The sequence below is a fragment of the Dyadobacter sp. 32 genome (assembly GCF_902506755.1).
Lineage (GTDB): Bacteria > Bacteroidota > Bacteroidia > Cytophagales > Spirosomataceae > Dyadobacter.
Genome location: NZ_LR735258.1, coordinates 5,905,452 through 5,924,545, shown reverse-complemented (window position 1 = coordinate 5,924,545; position 19,094 = coordinate 5,905,452). Strand labels below are relative to the sequence as shown.

Here is a 19,094-nt window from a genome sequence, read left to right as displayed (position 1 = left end):
TTAAGGTTTAGGGCTAAGTCAGATTACATAGCGCCATGGATTTAAATTTGAGTTAGCAAATATAAATTTGCACAATACGAAGATCACCAAAAGCACTTGATCAACTATCTGTTCAAAATAATGGACAACCTAACTATTTACATATCAGCACAATATAATTTACAATAATGAAGAATGGACAAGGCCGGATAAGCCAGTTTGAGTACCTGGATTACGGATGTCAGCTGATTAGTGAGGTGTATGGAAAACCTGATCGTGCACGGTGGACCAATAGCGATTACATCAAGCTTAGCAACATCCTCTATAAAAAGACCCGGGTTCAGATCAGTCCGAATACACTGAAAAGAATTTTTGGAAAGATAAAAACGGACGCACGCTATTATCCACAAAAGGCAACCCGGGATGCGTTGGTTAATTACATTGGCTACCCCAATTGGGAGAGTTTCACAAATGCTCCGGTTGTTTTGCAAAACGTAACCGACATCCCCGCCTCTACGGAAACGAAACAAGACGTAGAAATTATCGCCCACGAAACAGTCTCTCCCGTTACGACACGCCCCGCAAAAAAAAGTAATTTACAAAAAGTTATAGCGGTAATTAGTACCCTGGTTGTGCTGATCGGTGCAGTTGCATATTACTTTTTTGTACCCTCCGGGAGTACCCAAACAGCCAGCATTGTCTGCCGAAATCCGGTTGGAGGAAATCCACACTCTGCGACTTTTGCGCTGAAGGGAATAAGCCAGGGAGGCAGCGACTCCAATCCGTATTATATTGACTTCGGAGATGGCCGCAAGCTCATTCTCCATGCCAATGACACCCTGGTGTCGCACTATTACGAAGAACCGGGCAGATATTATGCTGTTCTTAAACAAAATAAACGTCCGCTCGGACTGGCAACCGTGTATCTCAAGTCCGCAGGCTGGGTAGCCACTGCCAGGATGATGTATGATACCACACGTGTCTACCCGATAGAGGTTCCCGGTTTATTTCGGGGAAATAAGCATAGTATCAGTGCCAGGGAAGTGGCACGGGCTGGTGTGGATACCAATCGAACTTTCTTTATTGATTTCACGAATAGTCAGCCCACAGAGATTGACGGAGATAATTTTGATCTGATCGCGCGTGTGCAAACATCTGCCGACCGGGCAGGTGTACGTTGCTCTCAGGTACGGCTGACCCTATTTGGAGAGTCTTCGCGACATAGGATCGATGTAATGAAACCGGGCTGCCTGCACTGGGCCAATCTACAGCTATCAGAAGTAATCAAAGAGGGCCAGCTGGAAGCGATGGATTTCCTGGGGGCCGACCTGCGTGACGGCGGAACACTCGAATTGAAAGTTGAAGACAAACACGCCAGACTTTATATTAACGGCAAACAAGTGTACGAAACCACTTATTCACAATCCTTAAAGAAAATATACGGACTCGACATTATGTTCGCAGGCGTGGGAACAATCCATTCGGTGTCCTTGACGGACCTGAAAACAAAAAAGAGTTTCAGCGGAAATTTTTAATGGCTCTGGGCAGTAAACTTTTTTGCTCTCCAGGTGAGTAAACGCAGGGGTTGGTGGTCATGCTAGGGTCTCTCAGCTAACTTCAAATCACATTTGACAATAACCTTGTAATTTCATAAATTCGCTAGGTGAAGAAACAGAAAAATTCAGGACTTGGATTTATCATCGACAAGCTGACAAATTCAATCGAAAACGTTCAGTCTGGTGACAGTTTCCCGACTGAAATTTCTTTATTAACGAAGGTTGAACTCAAAAATATTACCAAGAAAAATGGTTGGAGGTTTAATTGGGCAAGTGAAATTAAATTTCCAGAACGTGACATCTACAAGTTGACAATTGCTAATAATCCAAATATCATCCAAGGTATTGTGAGTTTGGAAGTGAAGGCCGACCATGTTCACATGCACTTAATTGAAAGTGCCGCTTTTAATATTGGTACCAATAAAACTTATTACGGTGTTCCGGGGAATCTGGTTGCTTTTGCTTGTAAACTTTCATTTCAACGTGGTGGCGAAGGCTATGTTTCATTTGTTGCAAAGACACGACTAGTCGACCATTACATTGAAAGTTTAGGTGCTGTTCATTTTGGAGGACACTTAATGGTAATCACTACGGAAGTAGCGTTGAAATTAATTAATAAATATTTTTAAAATCACAGAATTATGGGACTAATAAAAGAGCCTCTCGATGTTGACTTTGTAGTTAACCCAAGACCGTTGACCAAGAAGGAAGAACTTGCGATTAGTGAATTTATAAATGCAGACAAAGAAAAACGAGCCTTGTTAGAAAAACGTCCGACAAAAACTAAATCTCCAAGTAGAACAAAAGTAACTGTATGACAAGTACGAACCGCTTACCTGGGTTTTGATAGATATAAATCCAGCCAGGTTTGATTACACACAATATTTGTTATCCCCTGCTGAATAGTAGTTTCAACCCGAATGGAGGTAATTATAACATTACTTCACATTTTTTTCGATTCTGATGAATCACAACCTGCCGTACCGACTCATTCTTTTACACCTTCTGCTGTTGCAGCCGTTACATACCTGGTCGCAAAAAATAAAAGAAAACCCAGCGCAAACCCTGCTTCGGCCCAGGCTCGTGGTGGGTATAGTGGTGGATCAGATGCGGTACGACTACCTCTACCGCTACTATGACAAATATGGAGAAGGCGGTTTCAAAAGGATGCTTCGCGAAGGGTTTAACGCCCGCAATAACCACTATCACTATAGCAACACTTCCACAGGTGCGGGTCATGCCTCCATTTATTCAGGATCTGCACCAGCGGTACACGGGATTCTGGGTAACGACTGGTATGTGCCGGCGCTTAACAAAAAGATCAACTGTGTAGAAGACAAAACGGCGGTGGGCGTAGGGGCTGCAGATGCCGAATCGGGTGAAAGGTCACCGGCCAACCTCATGGTAACAACCATGACCGACCAGCTCCGTATCGCCACCAATTTCAGGTCCCGGACAGTGAGTATTGCCCTGAAAGACCGATCCTCCATTCTTCCCGGCGGACATAGTGCCAATCATGCCTATTGGTATGACGGTGATAATGGAAACTGGATTACCAGCACCTATTACAGAACTGAGCTTCCGGCGTGGGTTCGGAACTTTAACGCACTTAAATTACCATCCAAATATCTGGCAAAAGGCTGGCAAACACTTTTGCCTATTGCTGAATATACACAAAGTACGCCGGATGATCAGTCGTATGAAGAAAAGCTGCCCGACAATGCAAAGGCTGTATTTCCGCACAAACTGATGCCTCCCGGTGGTATTGATTTTGACCGGATCGGATCCACACCCTGGGGGAATACACTCACCAAGGATATGGCCATAGCTGCAGTGAAAGGAGAGCAACTTGGAAAAGGAAACGACACCGATTTCCTGGCCCTTAGCTTTTCGGCCCCGGACGGCGTTGGGCACCGTTTCGGCCCCAATTCTGTGGAACAGGAAGATCTTTATCTCAGACTTGACCGCGAATTGGAAGAACTTTTCCTGTTTCTGGATCAATGGACAGGCAAGGGCCAATACACGGTCTTCCTTACAGCCGACCATGGCGTGATGGATGTTCCTGAGTTTTTGAAAGAACACAAAATACCAGCCGGCAGGTATAATACCAATGTGGTTCATCAAAAAATCCAGGAGGCGCTAAGTGCCGAATTTGGTGGCGAGCATTTTATCAAGGCTTTCTCCTTGCGACAGATTTATCTGGATAAAAAGAAAATGAGGGAAAAGAATGTGTCCACGGATCAGGTTCAGGAAGTGATACGAGAAAAAATGCTGGCGTATCCGGAGATTACCGATGTACTAAATTTATCGAAACTCAGCAGCGAGAGTATTCCCGACTACCAGAAACAGCTTTATCTGAACGAATATAACCGCAAGCGAAGCGGTGATCTGCTCATTGTTTTTCAACCCGGATGGATTGGCCGGAACCATGTGGGTACCACCCATGGCACACCTTATAATTACGACACCCATGTGCCTTTCGTCTTGTTTGGATGGGGCATCAGGCAGGGGGAAACTTTACAACGAACCCATATCAGCGACATAGCACCTACCCTATCGGCATTGCTACACATACTACCTCCAAGCGGATCCATAGGAAATGTGATTCATCTGGCTCTTAAATAGCTTTATTGCTTTTAAGCCCCGGCTGGATACAGATCCCGATGGAGCTTAATCCTTAAATTTCAAACGCGCGTAGAATCCATTCCTGCCCATCCAAAAAACTGACATTGATCATCTTTCTATGAAACGCGTGTCACCTCAATGAGGTTGAAGATTTTGGAATTTTGCATCCTAACCGCATGAAAGACGGTTTGATCAAATTCTCAGATATCATGACCATTCCAACTTATATCAGTGCCGATGACGCTGTTCGTTCCATCAAATCGGGTAACCGGGTTTTCATTCATGGAAGTGCCGCAACGCCCGTGCATCTGGTTAAGGCATTACAGCAACGCCACTGGGAGCTTAGCGACGTCGAGTTTGTAAGTATCACCACAGTCGGAGACATTGAGTTCTTCAATCCGGCTCATCGTGAAAGCTTCTTTTTTAATTCACTTTTTGTGTCTGCCAATACCCGCTCGGTCGTCAATAGCGACTACGGAGATTATATTCCCATTTTTCTTAGTCAGATACCCCAGTTGTTTAAAACGGGAAGATTACCGATCGACGTGGCACTGATACAAGTATCACCACCGGACTCCAACGGATATTGTTCCCTGGGTACGTCCGTGGACATTGCCCGTGCTGCGGTCGATACGGCAAAAACGGTGATTGCACTTGTAAATCCGAACATGCCCAGGACGCATGGTGATGGCTTTGTGCACATCAACAAAATCAGCGCAATGGTATGGCATGAAGATGTTTTACCGGAGGTGGACTATTCCGCCCGCACGCGGGATGTTACGATCAAAATAGGGAAAAACGTGGCATCACTGATTGAAGACGGCGCTACATTGCAGGTGGGAATCGGGGCCATTCCGGATCAGGTGCTTCGGAATTTAAATCACCATAAAAACCTGGGCTTACACACCGAAATGTTTTCGGATGGTGTCATTCCTTTGATTAAAAATGGTGTGATCAACAATAGCCTGAAGAAATTAAACCGCGGAAAGTCGGTTACGTCCTTCATGCTGGGAACCAAAAAACTGTACGATTTCGTAAACGACAATCCTGCTATTCAAGTCAAGGATATTGGTTATGTCAATGACACCAGTATCATCCGCCAGAATCCGAAAGTAGTGGCTATTAACTCCGCCCTGGAACTGGATCTGACCGGTCAGGTGTGTGCAGATTCGCTGGGCACTTATCAATATTCGGGCATCGGCGGGCAAATGGATTTCATTCATGGCGCATCACTTTCCGAAGGCGGTGTCCCTATCATCGCCTTACCCTCCGTTACCTCCAAAGGCGAATCCCGGATTGTTCCCTTCCTGAAAGAAGGAGCCGGGGTGGTTACCACAAGAGGTCATATCCATTGGGTGGTGACCGAATATGGAATCGTGGATCTTTTTGGTAAAAGTTTGAAACAACGTGCCAGAGCGCTTATCAACCTCGCCCACCCCGACCATCGGGAGACATTGGAAAAAGCCTTCTGTGATCGTTTCGGCAGCTATTATCGTCCGGCCTTATCCAGTATTTCGGATCGGGTTTTTCATCCGATTGTCTGAGAATCAGGGCTAAGTTGCTATCTTTTGCGACATGATTACACAGAGGTGCACAGCGGTAAAAAAGAGGACCTCAGCGTTTATTATATCGTATTTTCACTCTGTAAAACTTTCGGCAACTTTGCGCCCTTTGCGTTTAGTCTTAAATCCTTTGCGTGAAACTATAAAACACACCCCACTTTAACCCAATAGAAAAGCCCCTCCTTAGCCCTTATACCTGGCCTTCAGCAAATTCATCATGTGCACATTGATCTCCCATTGATTGGCGAGGGGCATTTGCGTAAAAGGGACCAGTGGCATATAAGGAGTCGGGCCAAATTCGGTTGTGACCGTCAGAGGTGTGCCTTCATCCGTGTGCCTGGCAACCACCCTGTCCCACCAGCCTAAATGAGTTTCCAGCGCCTCAGCCCATTCGGGTGCGCGGGGATCGTTCACCTGTGGCCCCTCGGAATGCCCCACCCTGCTATGAATGTGATCGCTGTGCCTGATCGCCAGGGACACTTCCTCCACCTGATCTGCGAGCAGCGACTCGTGTACGTTGCACCAATGTGATATGTCCAGTGTGATGCGCAGGTCCGGGAGCCGGGTCAGATAATCATGGGTAATATTGGCGGCATAAAGACATTTGCCGCGGTGTGTTTCATGCAGAATCGGGATACCGGATTGGGCCGACATCTGTGTGGCGAGCTCAAAAAGTCTGCTATTCTGTTCAAAATTGTAATAATCTTTCCCCGTCTGGCAGTTGATAAAAACCGGTTCGGCCTCAATCAGGTTTCTCAGATATTTGGCATAATTCCTGGCATGCTCATCAATGTTCCGTTCCAGAGATTGCCAATACTGACCGATCAGTTCCAGATCATGGTCTTTCAACGTGGCTAAAATCTCCTGCCGATCTTCCTTTTCAAACGGCAAATCCATTTCAACTCCCTCATAGCCAGCAGATTTTACATTTTTACAAAATACCTCAAATGGTAACGTATTTCCCCAGTGGGGGGCATAAAATTTAATCTTCATATAACAACCGGGCTAAGAATTACGAAGTTAAAAGTGGATAACGCTGGTTTTTACTTCCTAAATCGTGATTCCTTAGGACTTCAGACAAAATACAACCAGGCAGCTACGCTGCATTTCATCAGAATTATTGATCTAAAATGCGGACATACTAAATACACCCTCTATCTTGCAGTATAATCCCCACAAATACGCAAATATGCTGCAACTCTCTTTTAAACTGACGGATAAAGAAATTTACAAAGGCCTGGTGGAAACTTCGCGATCCCGTTTTATCACCAGGCTGATGCAGGGTTTTGGCTTTTTCCTCGTCGCTGTTATGCTGTTTTACGCCACCAATACCTGGGCCAATGGCACCTTTTCGTTTAGTTTTACCACGTTTTTTCCACTTTTCCTCGGCATTTACCTACTGTTTCTCTCCGAAATAACAGCGCGTATGCAAACCCCAAATCTTGTCAAAACCAAAAACCCGTTTTCGGAACAGGTGAAAGTAAGGTTGGACAAATCAGGCTTCCGTATCAGTGGCGACAGCTTTAATACACAGGTAGCCTGGGATAAGATACTGGAAGTAGTGGAGACAAAGGATTTTTTCCTGCTGAAAGTGACCGAAGGCACGGCCAATATTCTACCCAAAAGAGCATTTACAGAAGAAGAAATAATTCAGTTCAAGATTTTGGTCAATTCGGTAACAGGTCCAAAATTAAAGCTGAAATAAGGTCGTTGGCTGAGAATCCTTAAACCGATAAAAATTCCGAATATAAAAATTATAGTGCTGTTCCAGACACACGCTCCCAAATCAGTAAAACAAACCAATTGACCCTTTAAAGGATAACGTTACTCCTTAACCAACTCACCATATGTTTAAAGTCACTGTGCTATACCCGAAGGACGCTACGGATCATTTCGATCTGGATTATTATCTCAATACCCACACGCCGCTGGTTCACGATCTGTTGGGGCCGGAGGGACTCCTTAAGGTGGAAATTGAAGAAGGTGTGGCTGGCGGAGCCCCGGGCACCGATGCAGCCTATACCATTATCTGCGGCATTTTTTTTCCCGATATGGAATCGCTGGAGAACGCAATGGGCAAACATGCCATGGATCTTTTGGGCGACATTCCCAATTTTACGAGCGTAGTGCCCGAAATGCAGGTGAGTCGTGTGCTCCAATTTTAGTCCGATACCATGAAGGTTGAGCGGGTAAAATAGCCCGGATCTTCGGTTCAAAATAAAATTGGCCAGTAATTGACAGCCAGGCTTCAGTAAGTGTGAATGTACCTGGCTGTCACTATCAATAACAGAAAGTCTCAGTTCTGCCTGGTTTTCACAGCGATATATTCAATCTTATTACCCTTCGAAAACGCCGCTATCTGGCTGTATTTCTCAAAATTATCCCATCGTTTCACCGTGGGCTGGTCCAATGTAGGCTTGGTATCGCTTTTGAAATTCAGCAGACCAAGAATCACCCGGTCGTCAAACTCAAAATCGGAGAGGTTTTTCAGCGTAATCCTGTCCGCAGCTTCGTCCACAAAAATAATCTCGATTTTACCCTCTTTGTAGATCATTTTAGGGCACTTTTCGCAGCCAATGGTTTCATCACGATAGTAACTGTCCAGCTTACCCTTTCCCAAAACCGCCTCCACCTCCTGCACCGTTCGACGGGCAACATTATTCAAATCCAGCTCCACGATCAAAGGAGCATCATTTTTTTCTTTTTCTTCCAGGACAAAAAATTTGATAAAAATGGCCACAACGATAATAGCCAGCACGATTATTCGCCAGTTATACCATTTCTTTTTTACTACGGCACTTTCCATTTGAGAAGTTTTTAGGTGTATTGCTGTGCAGGAAATATCATGCCAGGGAAAACTATCACTTCTCGGATATCTGATAAATCACCAGATCCGATGGTTCCGGATATGGAGCCGGGCGCGGCTTATCCTGAAAGGTTGGCAAGGTTTGCCATCTCATGATAAACTTGCCCGTATTATCTGTCTTGCGGTGCTCGGTCATGTCCTTTCCCAAAACCAAGGCAGGCAAATGGGTAGTCTGCACACCGTTTTTATCCGGATTCGTTTGCTTGATGGCCAATGTTTTTTTGTCGAGAATCCATGTGCCCGTCCCATATTTCTCATGCATGTACCTGGCCGACAAGTTACCTTCGGCCGTAGGCGTAACCGCCGAAATACTCACCGAGTTGCGTAACGATCCGCCTCGGTTGAGATCCCAGGTAAAGTCGGGCCAGTTACTGATCTGATGTATCTGCCAGCTGCTCTTACCGGCCTTATCCTTATCCCATCGGCTCACAAAAACCTGACTGATGCCATTCTTGTCAAATTTATGATAACTGATATACGGTACATTTTCTTTGTCCCAACTAATCTGAAAGCTCATATTGATCAGTCCGTTCCAGGGAGCCACCGGATCCACAACGGCTTGGGTGTCTCTCCATTTGACGGGTAAGTTGATTGTTTTGCCTGCCATATTCTCCCAGTGTAGCAGATCTTTGCTACGGATGCAGGAGAGGTTGTGGTTGGTGTTGGCAATGGGCGTTAACCGCCACATCCAGATGATGTAGAAATAGCCATCAGGCCCCGGCTGGGGATTGGACATGTAGGAATTTGCTTCCTTTTCGCCGTCGAAAAAGGGGGTATCAAACAGTCCGCTCCACTGTTTGGTGGCGGTATTGTATTTATTCCAATAGGTAATCCCGTCGCCGCTACCACCGTTACGGTATTGAAAATACAAGTCGCCCTGAGGGTCTTTGAAAAAAACCGGGTAGGTCGACCGCTCTTCATTTTTCCCGGTCATGGACAGTTTTTCAAAAGCGTCGATATTTTCGGGCTTTTCTGATCGAAAATAGATCAGCGGCACACCGTGCATATTGCCTGACACATGAATGAAGCCCTCTTTGTCCAGGATCAGGTCAATGTAATTATGGCTATCCCAGCCCACTTTGGTAGGCAAAATAGTTTTCTTCCATTCTGCGGAGCCCAACGAACGTTGCGCAATAACCATGTTGCGATCCACATCATAGTAGGTGACGTACTGAAATTTCTCTGTTGTCAGCAAATCAAATCCAACAGCGTGTCCCGACCATACTTTGGCCACCGGAATGGCCACCGGCAGCTTGGCTGCGGGCTTTTGAGCAATCCCCGGAGTAGTAAATAGCAACCCGCTCAACAACAGCAGCACACCCATGCCACGCATTAATCCCGCGTTACTTAACCGGCCATTCAGCCAAAGCTTTTGTGAAAGATACATTTTTGGAAGTGGTAAAATAAGCGTTAAAAGTTTCCTCTGAATGAGCGGGAAGTACGGTTTCGAAGCCCACAAATTGTGTATTGGGGTTTGGCGCATCGTAGTCGTGAGTAGGTGTGGTTGGCCAGGTCTTAACGTCGATCGTTGCTTTAGTGTCAAAGATCAAAAACATGGTTTTTCCATTTTGAGATAGCTCCACCGTTTTATCATCCAGGATTCTTACCGTGGCAGAGGTCAGCAGGTTCCAGCGCATGGTGCCTTGTTTACCGGAAGTTTTCACTTCATCCCTTACCACCACGTATTTTTCGTTTTGAATGGAGATACCCCGTTTCACCGCAGCGACTTCCCCTTCATACATTTTGCTCAGGTCAGAAACGGCCGACATCTGTCCACGCGCCTCCGACCAGCTGTCTACACGGGCATATCCTTGCACCCTTTGCAGTTTACCATTAAAAGTCAGCGTGTTGTGCGCCAGATTATTCAGCCTGAACACCTCCCAACGTTGTGAATCCTGTGCCCTGTTCCAGAGATCCACGCCCTTTGACTCCAGCGAATTGTAGCCTTGCGCACCAAAATCCATGGCCCATCGCTCTCCCAGGGCATCCAGTACAAACGATCCCACATCCATGTGCGCATGGTTTACCGATGGAGACCCCAGCTTGAAACCAACAAAAATCGCATTCGGATCGGTCCACGACGTCCGCAGGAGTGCAACAGGTGTAGCCCCCTGCCCTACCCAGACATTTTTTTGCGGCACCTTAATGGCCGCCAGGTCCGTATTTGCTCCCCACACAAGTAATGCGGGCAATAGTCGGTTGCCTGTATAATTTTGCGAAGACCCATCCATCATGCTTTTCTGGTTCCACAGTAAGGATGGATCCTTGGTCCTTTGCGCAAACCAGAAGGGTGCAGGTGCGACACCCTCCCGCAATCCGCTGTCGCCCCAATTGTGTGCCATACCGGTAGGACCAACCATATTCTGCAGAAATGCGGCGGTGTTTAAAAATCCTGGGGAGCTGGTCAGCCCAAAATCAGTTCCCAGTGCTCTTTCCACCGCATTGATAAACAATACATTGAAACTCGTGCCATAATCCCAGTATCCAAAGCCTTCGGGATAAGCACCGTCGGGCTGGTAGGAAGGAATCATGGCCCGCGGGATGGACTCGACCGCTCGGTTGATCACTCTGCCGGCCAGTGCTGGTTCGTTTTCGGCGATAGCCAATGCACCGAATGAAATTCCCGCATTACAAACCTGATTCCAGTTGTGTTCTGCCTTCAAAAATCCGTTGTACCGGTTATCGTAGGAAGGATTGATACCTTTGGTTAATATCGCCTCCCGGATTGTATTTCTACTTTCCGCAGAAAGTTCGTTATACAGCCAGTCGTAGCCAATTGCTACTGCCATGGTCATTTCGGCCACATCCAGAAAATGGGTAGGATTCCAGTCTTCAAACAGTGCAACGGCTAACAATTCCTTTTCGGCTCTTTTCAGATATCTGGCATCTTTGGTAGTCCGGTAGGCATAGGATAGCTGAAACACCCGCCGCAGACACTCCCTTGACTTGTCCAGAAGTCGTTTCCCGATTTTTATTCTTTCCACCGGCGGTACGTCTATCAGCTTGTCGCACGCCACTAAAATCTGCCTGTGAATTGCCGCCCACTCCTTATGTTTTCCAACCTGCGAAATGATACTTGACTCTTCCCCTTTTAGCAAAAGCAGCCTGGGATGCGATTTTTCAATGGATTTGAGAATGTTATCACCTTCAAAAGGCACAGTTTTTTGCTGTGCATTGGCATGATGGATGATCATGAGCAGGGCAAATACAATCAGTTTTTTCATATGAAATGCAAGGGTTAATACTATGGAATCGCAACCTGCTCCTTATTGTTACATCAAAAGAATCCTTTCAAACAGAAGACTCCGATTTGTGCCCGCCATCCTTACAGGTTTTGCAAAAGTTTCTTTCTAAGGCAGGTAGGTCACATGGGTAATCAATCTTCTATGTTTTCTATGATCCTATTTATTCCGAACAGATTGGTTCTTTTTTCTTTTCTATATTTTTATACAAATAGGAACAGAGGGCACAGAGGTTTTACATATTCTGTGTTTTCTATGATCCTATGCGGTCCGAACAGATTGGTTATTTTTTCTTTTCTCAATTTTTTAAACACATAGGAACAGAGGGCACAGAGGTTTTACCTATTCTGTGTTTTCTATGATCCTATGTGGTCCGAACAGATTGGTTATTTTTTTTCAAACACAAAGGTACAGAGGTAGTTATGGAAATACTTTCCCTTCAACCAAAAAATCCTGCAAAAGAGGTGATCCACTTTTAACCACCACTTTTGCAGGAAAATAAATTGTGAATCATTACAGCCAATAGCCGCCTACTTCAAGGTGTAGCGCTTGATACTGATTTTAGCACTTTTGGTAGCGTTGTTTATGGAATTAACATAAATATACGCCCGGTACTTTCCATCTGCGGTTTCTACCCATGCACCGGATTCGGCGCGGAGGTTGATTGCAAAATCCGGCGCATCGTCCAGGTTGAGTTGCTGAAAATCCAGATCATCAATATAAATTCCATACTGTAGCCGGGCAAGATGAAAATCTCTCAGAGCCCAGGCCCGCCGCACTTTGGCAGAACGACTAACCCCCGATGGAAGGGTTACTCCCGGCAGATAGGTTTTCGCCGAAGGAGCCACCAGCCCGTGTGCGAATGCGACGTTTGGTATAGAACGGTAAAGGTATACCAGGTCCACCTTAGCTGCATTGGTTGCGGCCTGGGTGGGATTGTAAACGGCCATGTCCTCAATAGAAATATACGCTGCCGAGCTGTCTTTCACGTCCAGATCCAGCACCATGTCCATTTCGGCAATCTTATACGGCCCCATTTTGTAGGAGACAGTTTGACCATTACTGGCATTGGCAGAGAAGGTAAAGGAAACTTCCTGACCTTTCGCTGCCGCCGGAATACGATAAAAGTAACGCAAGGTGGCAGCGATTGTATCCGCAGTGAAGGTTACCGTGGTTTTCCCACCGGCGTTGGTAGACACACTCCCTACCGGAACTCCCACATCTTCCCCGTTGCCAGCAGTATTGTAGGACTTATTGTCCATGTAGGTGGCCTCTGCTCCGGCAATGGACGCTTCAACCTGCGCAGAAGTCAATTTACCCAGGGATTTTGGTATGGCCATGGCGTAGGCAAATTCAATATTCTGACCCACCAGATTTGGGCCAAGCGTTCTTTTAATGACGTCATTCTGCAGCGTCTGAGGCAACGTGGGAATGGCGTATTCCTCCTCCTTGCAAGCTGCCAAAAAAAGCAGAAAAAAGAGCAGGAAAGGTATAGACGACAGTTGTTTATGTTTCATAATCATATTGGAATTACGGTTTTTGAACAGTAATATTTACAGTGTAGGTTTTGGTCACTTTTCGATTGCCCGAAATGACCGAATACTGCTTGGGATTAGCTAAATCAGAAAAATCCACTTTGCCTTGTATTTTCGGGCTCAGCTTGGCATCTGTTACCAGAGAAAACTGAGGGTAGAGATTTTTAAGATCCGTACCATAAAATACCTCCACGTTAACTGTGAGCGCGGTGGTGTCGATCACCGGATTTTTCGTACGTACCGTTTGAAAATCAGCTCCCAATAATTCAAAGTTGCTCACGAAACACTGGGTACGTGTGGTGATCAACAGTCCGTCTTCATCTACTGGAAAATCTTCCTTACAGGCGACCATCGCACACAATGTAAAGAATAGCAGGCTTAGTAATTTGATATGTTTTGTCATTGTTTTCTTTGATTTATTGTTCAAAAAAACCTCCGGGTTGATCACAACCAGGGTGTATTTTGGGTCAGGTTTGGGTTGCGATCACGCTCACCAGGGGGGATCCTGAAAATGTAGTTCTGCTCATAAACGCGTTCAGAAGAATTCTGAAAATACTGCTGCATATTCGCTCCATGTGAATCAATCCTCCATACACCCAGGCCATAGGGAGCACCCCAGATTCTTTCCTGTGCTCTCCATCTGCGAATATCAAAGCCACGCTGGCCTTCTGCAAACAGCTCAATAATGCGCTCCTGCTCAATTGCATCAAAAAACGCATCGGCGCTCGCTGTTTTGCTGGCTGCAAGCGCTGGAAGGTTTCCACGGCGACGAATCTTGTTGACCAAGGCAATGGCATCAGCCTGCGGTCCGGTTGCAAAGTTGGTAGCTTCTGCATACATCAGGTACACATCGGCCAACCGCATCACGGGATAATTGTAATCACCCTCAGACCTCCCCTGACCGGGATAATTTCTCAAAAACTTCCGGAAAACATATCCGGAGTTACTCCCGTCGGTATTGTAAGTAGTGTATTTAACCCCGTCAATCGTAACCGGCACATTCCAACTTTTATAAATAAATGGGCACCAGCCGGTAGACTGTAATGATGTCAACCCTATGCTCACTTCATAATCCCACATGATCGAAGCTTTCATCCGGTAATCCCTGTTACGGTAGCTTCGGGGGTTCACCGCCGAATTAACAGCAGTTCTGGCACCGGCGGTTGTCGGGTTCATCGGAATCATTTTAGGAGCAAAGTCACCCGTAATCGTGGACTGATAACGATCCGCAATCTCGTACCGGGGCGAAACCCAGCATTGAGAGCCTTCATGAGACCGGCCCGCAACGTCACGCATCAATTCCTCTCCCTGTCCGGTTCCTACTCCACCATGGGTAAAGCCCATGATGATCTCAGGGTCATTGTTGGCAATTGGGGTAAACAGGTAGTAATAATTTGGAAGTTTTTCCGCCTTTCCCAGTGAGTCAATTTCTCCCGGCTCTCCGTTGCGAAAGAGATTCAATCCAAAATCATTGATTACCGACTTAAAGTCAACTGCGGCGGCAGCGTAGGCAGTGGCAGCAGCGGAGGCACTCGGAGTAAAACCCTGAAGTTCCGGCCAGCCGAACTTATTCCAGCTTGCCCAGAACAACTGTAACTTACCACGGAAAGCCAGCGCAGCCGGTTTGCCAGCTCTTCCAGTTGCAGCGCCTTTGACAGGAAGTTTTTCGTAAGCATAGGTAAAGTCAGCCATGATCGAATCTTTGACCTGAGCAATGGGAACCCGTGTAAGGCTGGCGACCTCCGCGTTGTCGTTGACCACATTACTAATGTAGGGCACATCACCCCACATCGAAATCAACCTGAAATAAACCATCCCACGCAGCAATTTCGCCTCGCCCAGAATAGCTTCCAGATTGGGTCTTGACTCCGGCTTGGCGGTGAGAAGCATCTTGTTGACATTCTCAATGACGTAGTTGGCGCGGTTAACACCCCCATACAGGTACCGATACATTTTATCAAAACTTGCGGCGTATCCGGTCGGGTTATAGTTTGCACCCTGGTAGGCATCTCCTAAACGAAGGTTTCCATTGGTAGCGCTTGTACCACGCGTGCGGACATACTCTCCATGCCCATCCAGGTAATAATCCCGGTCGAACAACGGCCGTATGGACGAATAGGCGCCTTGGAGCGCAAATGTTGCATCTTCTTCTGTTTTCCAGAAAACACTGGCTCCAACTTCCGTAGTGGGTTGCTGTTCCAGCAGATCCTCCACACAAGAGCTTGTGATACAGACCAGGCACGACAGCGCTATTACAGATATTATTGAGTTTATTTTTTTCATCATTCTAGCTTTTTAAATTCCTATGTTGATACCGACAGAATAGGATTTGTTCAATGGATACGCATCACTCTTGTTTCCATTCATTTCAGGATCAAGACCTCTGAACTTGGTGAAAGTCGCGATGTTCTCCGTTGACCCGAACACCCGGAAACTGCTTAAACCGATTCGTTTGAGCACCTTGGCCGGTACATTGTACCCAACCTGAATATTTTTCAGACGGAAATAATTCAGATTATCAAGCCAGAAAGTAGTCTCTTCCCGGTTGGCATTACCGTTCAGCCTGGGCCATGCACCGTTGCGGTTTTCGACAGACCAGGGATTATCCTGATGCTGCTGCGTAGAGGCATAGCGCTGGTTGCCGATCGATGTGTTGTTGTAGATATTGATCCAGTAGTCCTTACGACCAGCCGCACCTTGTCCCAGCATCGTTACATCGAATCCCCTCCAGGAAACATTGAAGTTCACCGCGTAGTTGGTGGTTGGTCTGTCGCGTTGGATGTTGGGATAAGCCACTTTGTCGTTATCGTCAATTCTGCCATCACCATTGATGTCCTTTCTGAGTATGTCACCCGGAGAGGCGCCCTGAGGAGTAGCATTGTATACATCCTGCCAGGTTTGCGCTATACCGGTATCTTCATAAGTGTAAAGAAAGTGATAAGGCATATTCAGGAATGTGTAACCTCGCCCAAGAAATTCGTTCCAGGATTCCAGCTTGGTTCGGTTGTAGGACGCGTTTACATTGACCATGTAGTTGAACTCACCACGGCGATCCCTCCATGAAATATTGGACTCAATACCCTGGTTACGCATGTCTCCAATGTTCCGGCGTGGTGCGTCGTAGGCACCCGTAAGTAAAATGGACATTTCCGAAGGGCGGTTCATGCCGGTCGTCAGGCGGTCGTAGTAATCTATTTCGGCCGTCAGACGGTTATTCAGAAAGCCCAGGTCTATACCCAGGTTAAGCACCTTGGTGTTCTCCCAGGAGAGGTTCCTGTTCACCAGTTTCCGGTTGATAAAACCCTTCACAATGCTCCCTCCCACCATGTAATTACTTGCGGCTAATGTGGACTGCTGCTCGTACCTACCTACGCCACTATTGTTGCCCAGACTTCCATAGGACGCCCGGATCTTACCGGAGTTCAGGAAGCTGTTGGTATACTGGCTGATAAACGACTCTTCACTGAACCTCCAGGCAAGCGCAGCCGAAGGGAAAAATCCAAACTGGCTTCCAGGCAGGAATTTCGATGATCCATCCGATCGGAAATTCACCTCCAGGATGTATTTGTCAAAAGCCGCATAATTGACCCGGCCAATAAAGGACTTCAGCCCTTCTGTTGACGAGTTACCACCTGTTGATTGAATATCAGTAAGGGCTGCATCGATTTCATGCAGAGAAGGATACAACCGGTCGTTTCTGGAGCTTGACTGAAAACGATCATACCAGTATTCCTCACTGTATACAGCCAGGGCACCGATTTCATGATTTTTAGCGATCGTTTTGTTGTAGCTCAAACGTCCATTGAGCATGGTTTTGTGTCCTGTATTGGTGGCGTTTGAAATTCCAGCATTAGGACCTACATAAACACGACTGCCGAATGCCTGGGTCTGGAAGTTGTATGACCTGTTGGGCATGTTGGCGTTCCAACTGAACTGATTGTAATAATTAAGGGCATAGTCTACCCGCGCCGTTAACCCCGGAATCGGTGACCAGTCGAGATACATGGTTGTATTCGCTTCCTGCCGGTTCCGTCTGGTAAGGTTATTGATGTACAGCGTGTAAGGGTTGTAGGCCTGCGGATCTTCGTTGTAGGCCATTACCCCACCATAATATCCGGTTGTAGGATCATAAGGTAATATACCCGGAATGGCATACTGCATATCAAATCCGGCTGTGTTGGTGGCTGCATCATCGGTAAAACCATCTTCCAGGGCATACGTCAGCTTGGACCAGTTTCCCTGGAACTTAATACCCGTGTTGATATTTTTGCGAATTTTATAGTCGTAGTTGAACCGGGCGTTATAGCGCTTGAAATCGTTATTGATCTGCAGGCCCTTTTCGTCCATCAGCCCGATAGAAATAAAGAAGTTGGACTTATCGCCCCCGCCCGAAGCAGAGAGGTTATAATTTTGAATGGCTCCGTTTCGCGTTATGACATCCCACCAGTCGGTATTTGGATAAGCAACCGGATCGATCATCCCCAGCGCCATCCACTGATCAATGGTTCCGTCTTTGAAATTATAATTTGAACGCAAAGTATTTACTGCAGCAGCCCGCTGGTGCAGCGATAAAGTCCGAGGATAGTCGGCCAGGAAGTCGTAGGCTTTCGTCGGAACCTGTACAGCATAGTTTCCTGAAAAGTTGATCGATGCCTTTTCCTGTCCTTTTCCGGACTTGGTCGTAATCAGAATAACCCCGTTGGCTGCTCTGGAACCATAAACGGAGGAAGAAGACGCATCTTTGAGCACCGAGATCGATTCAATGTCGTTCATGTTGACGCGGTTGATATCTACATCGGGCATCCCATCTACAACCACCAATGGACTTGCATTATTTACAGTACCAAGTCCGCGAATGAGCAAAGCTGAGTTGTTTCGTCCAGCCATCCCAGAGTTCTGATTGACTGCAAGTCCGGGAACCAATCCCTGTAATCCCGACGAAACATTGGACAACGCACGGTTGGTCACTTTATCGTCGATTTTAATGGAGGAAACCGCACCGGTTACGTTCACTTTTTTCTGCGTGCCATAACCCACCACCACCACTTCGTCCAAAGATTTGTCTTCCGCCACCAACTGCGTAGAAATGTTGGTGCGGTTACCCACAACCTCTTCCTTTGAGGAAAAGCCAATGAAGCTGAACGTTAACACAGAATTGTTGCCTGCTACGGAAATAGAATAATCTCCGTTGGCATCGGTCGAAGTTCCGTTCTGCGTGCCCTTTTCTACGACGGTAACGCCAGCCAAAACACCTCCCTTTTCGTCACTGACGCGGCCTGTTACGGTTACCGCCGCTCCCGGCGCACCTTCTGCCACATGCACTACCGGGCTTCCTGCTAAGGAGGCAGTGATCGTACACAGCCAGATTACAGCCATGAGAATCGATCCAGTCCATTCAAGACTCGTAAAAGATTTCTTCATCGTTTAACTACCATTTTAGTTATAAAAATTATTTTATTTATTATACCGAGACGGCAATAGAAAAAATTAACCCCTACCACAGGTAATAACATTTAGAAAATCGGACACCAGTCCACGGAAAGATAATGCCTTGAATTTCAATATTTTGCACAAAAACAAATAAACCCCCGAATGACCAATAAGGCTATTCGAGGCTAAAAATCAACATATTAAATAATTAATATTATTCTATAAAAAACCGTTTCTTGTTAAATCTGATCAGCGCAATTAATTTGATAAATCGAACAGTTCTATACTAATCTTTCGGG

General features: G+C 46.4%; 15 protein-coding genes. 7 read left to right on the top strand and 8 right to left on the bottom strand.

Features of this window, described 5'->3' with window-relative positions:
• The first annotated feature begins 167 nt into the window (after positions 1-167).
• From DYADSP32_RS24255 to DYADSP32_RS24235, 5 genes are all read left to right on the top strand, one after another.
• Complete coding sequence (locus DYADSP32_RS24255; protein ID WP_149240345.1) at positions 168-1,514, top strand: hypothetical protein; 1,347 nt, start codon at positions 168-170, stop codon at positions 1,512-1,514.
• Positions 1,515-1,642: 128 nt separating this feature from the next.
• Positions 1,643-2,164: a hypothetical protein gene (locus DYADSP32_RS24250; RefSeq protein WP_149240346.1), complete on the top strand. Its 522-nt coding sequence runs from the start codon at positions 1,643-1,645 to the stop codon at positions 2,162-2,164.
• Between the two features lie 12 nt (positions 2,165-2,176).
• Positions 2,177-2,353, top strand: coding sequence for a hypothetical protein (locus DYADSP32_RS24245; protein ID WP_414618020.1), 177 nt, complete (start codon positions 2,177-2,179; stop codon positions 2,351-2,353).
• Positions 2,354-2,498: 145 nt separating this feature from the next.
• Positions 2,499-4,160 carry an alkaline phosphatase PafA gene (pafA, locus tag DYADSP32_RS24240; protein WP_149240347.1) on the top strand — a complete coding sequence of 554 codons (1,662 nt, stop codon included), beginning with the start codon at positions 2,499-2,501 and terminating at the stop codon, positions 4,158-4,160.
• A gap of 176 nt (positions 4,161-4,336) precedes the next feature.
• Positions 4,337-5,704: an acetyl-CoA hydrolase/transferase family protein gene (locus tag DYADSP32_RS24235; RefSeq protein WP_414618019.1), complete on the top strand. Its 1,368-nt coding sequence runs from the start codon at positions 4,337-4,339 to the stop codon at positions 5,702-5,704.
• A 201-nt stretch (positions 5,705-5,905) separates the two neighbouring features.
• On the opposite strand, the gene DYADSP32_RS24230 is transcribed toward DYADSP32_RS24235, so the two are convergent.
• Entirely contained in the window at positions 5,906-6,715 is an 810-nt protein-coding gene (locus DYADSP32_RS24230; protein ID WP_149240349.1) for a sugar phosphate isomerase/epimerase, read from the bottom strand.
• Between the two features lie 196 nt (positions 6,716-6,911).
• Here DYADSP32_RS24230 and DYADSP32_RS24225 point away from each other — a divergent pair, with 196 nt between their 5' ends.
• Both DYADSP32_RS24225 and DYADSP32_RS24220 read left to right on the top strand, forming a co-directional pair.
• Entirely contained in the window at positions 6,912-7,427 is a 516-nt protein-coding gene (locus DYADSP32_RS24225) for a YcxB family protein (RefSeq protein ID WP_149240350.1), read from the top strand.
• 142 nt (positions 7,428-7,569) lie between these two features.
• The gene (locus DYADSP32_RS24220; RefSeq protein WP_149240351.1) at positions 7,570-7,887 is read left to right on the top strand and encodes an EthD family reductase; all 318 of its coding nucleotides are present in this window, start codon (positions 7,570-7,572) and stop codon (positions 7,885-7,887) included.
• Between the two features lie 131 nt (positions 7,888-8,018).
• Here the strand turns inward: DYADSP32_RS24220 and DYADSP32_RS24215 are convergent, their stop codons facing one another.
• From DYADSP32_RS24215 to DYADSP32_RS24185, 7 genes are all read right to left on the bottom strand, one after another.
• Positions 8,019-8,528 (bottom strand): hypothetical protein, encoded by a 510-nt coding sequence (locus tag DYADSP32_RS24215; RefSeq protein ID WP_149240352.1) that lies wholly within the window; start codon positions 8,526-8,528, stop codon positions 8,019-8,021.
• Positions 8,529-8,583: 55 nt separating this feature from the next.
• Positions 8,584-9,975: a BNR-4 repeat-containing protein gene (locus DYADSP32_RS24210; protein ID WP_149240353.1), complete on the bottom strand. Its 1,392-nt coding sequence runs from the start codon at positions 9,973-9,975 to the stop codon at positions 8,584-8,586.
• On the bottom strand, positions 9,932-11,812 hold the full coding sequence (locus tag DYADSP32_RS24205) for a heparinase II/III family protein (RefSeq protein ID WP_414618018.1): 1,881 nt from the start codon (positions 11,810-11,812) through the stop codon (positions 9,932-9,934). Before DYADSP32_RS24205 ends, DYADSP32_RS24210 begins: the two co-directional genes overlap by 44 nt.
• Before the next feature lie 548 nt (positions 11,813-12,360).
• Entirely contained in the window at positions 12,361-13,347 is a 987-nt protein-coding gene (locus DYADSP32_RS24200; RefSeq protein WP_149240354.1) for a DUF4466 family protein, read from the bottom strand.
• Between the two features lie 13 nt (positions 13,348-13,360).
• On the bottom strand, positions 13,361-13,768 hold the full coding sequence (locus DYADSP32_RS24195; RefSeq protein WP_149240355.1) for a hypothetical protein: 408 nt from the start codon (positions 13,766-13,768) through the stop codon (positions 13,361-13,363).
• Positions 13,769-13,809: 41 nt separating this feature from the next.
• The gene (locus tag DYADSP32_RS24190) at positions 13,810-15,651 is read right to left on the bottom strand and encodes a RagB/SusD family nutrient uptake outer membrane protein (protein ID WP_414618017.1); all 1,842 of its coding nucleotides are present in this window, start codon (positions 15,649-15,651) and stop codon (positions 13,810-13,812) included.
• A 9-nt stretch (positions 15,652-15,660) separates the two neighbouring features.
• Positions 15,661-18,786: a SusC/RagA family TonB-linked outer membrane protein gene (locus tag DYADSP32_RS24185; protein WP_414618016.1), complete on the bottom strand. Its 3,126-nt coding sequence runs from the start codon at positions 18,784-18,786 to the stop codon at positions 15,661-15,663.
• Positions 18,787-19,094 lie beyond the last annotated feature (308 nt).

Bases quoted from the DNA above. Each gene is read 5' to 3' on its own strand.
- DYADSP32_RS24230 (WP_149240349.1), bottom strand. From the start codon at position 6,715: ATGAAGATTAAATTTTATGCCCCCCACTGGGGAAATACGTTACCATTT.
- pafA (WP_149240347.1), top strand. From the start codon at position 2,499: ATGAATCACAACCTGCCGTACCGACTCATTCTTTTACACCTTCTGCTG.
- DYADSP32_RS24215 (WP_149240352.1), bottom strand. From the start codon at position 8,528: ATGGAAAGTGCCGTAGTAAAAAAGAAATGGTATAACTGGCGAATAATC.
- DYADSP32_RS24205 (WP_414618018.1), bottom strand. From the start codon at position 11,812: ATGAAAAAACTGATTGTATTTGCCCTGCTCATGATCATCCATCATGCC.
- DYADSP32_RS24185 (WP_414618016.1), bottom strand. From the start codon at position 18,786: ATGAAGAAATCTTTTACGAGTCTTGAATGGACTGGATCGATTCTCATG.
- DYADSP32_RS24245 (WP_414618020.1), top strand. From the start codon at position 2,177: ATGGGACTAATAAAAGAGCCTCTCGATGTTGACTTTGTAGTTAACCCA.
- DYADSP32_RS24190 (WP_414618017.1), bottom strand. From the start codon at position 15,651: ATGATGAAAAAAATAAACTCAATAATATCTGTAATAGCGCTGTCGTGC.
- DYADSP32_RS24200 (WP_149240354.1), bottom strand. From the start codon at position 13,347: ATGAAACATAAACAACTGTCGTCTATACCTTTCCTGCTCTTTTTTCTG.
- DYADSP32_RS24210 (WP_149240353.1), bottom strand. From the start codon at position 9,975: ATGTATCTTTCACAAAAGCTTTGGCTGAATGGCCGGTTAAGTAACGCG.
- DYADSP32_RS24220 (WP_149240351.1), top strand. From the start codon at position 7,570: ATGTTTAAAGTCACTGTGCTATACCCGAAGGACGCTACGGATCATTTC.
- DYADSP32_RS24225 (WP_149240350.1), top strand. From the start codon at position 6,912: ATGCTGCAACTCTCTTTTAAACTGACGGATAAAGAAATTTACAAAGGC.
- DYADSP32_RS24255 (WP_149240345.1), top strand. From the start codon at position 168: ATGAAGAATGGACAAGGCCGGATAAGCCAGTTTGAGTACCTGGATTAC.
- DYADSP32_RS24235 (WP_414618019.1), top strand. From the start codon at position 4,337: ATGAAAGACGGTTTGATCAAATTCTCAGATATCATGACCATTCCAACT.
- DYADSP32_RS24195 (WP_149240355.1), bottom strand. From the start codon at position 13,768: ATGACAAAACATATCAAATTACTAAGCCTGCTATTCTTTACATTGTGT.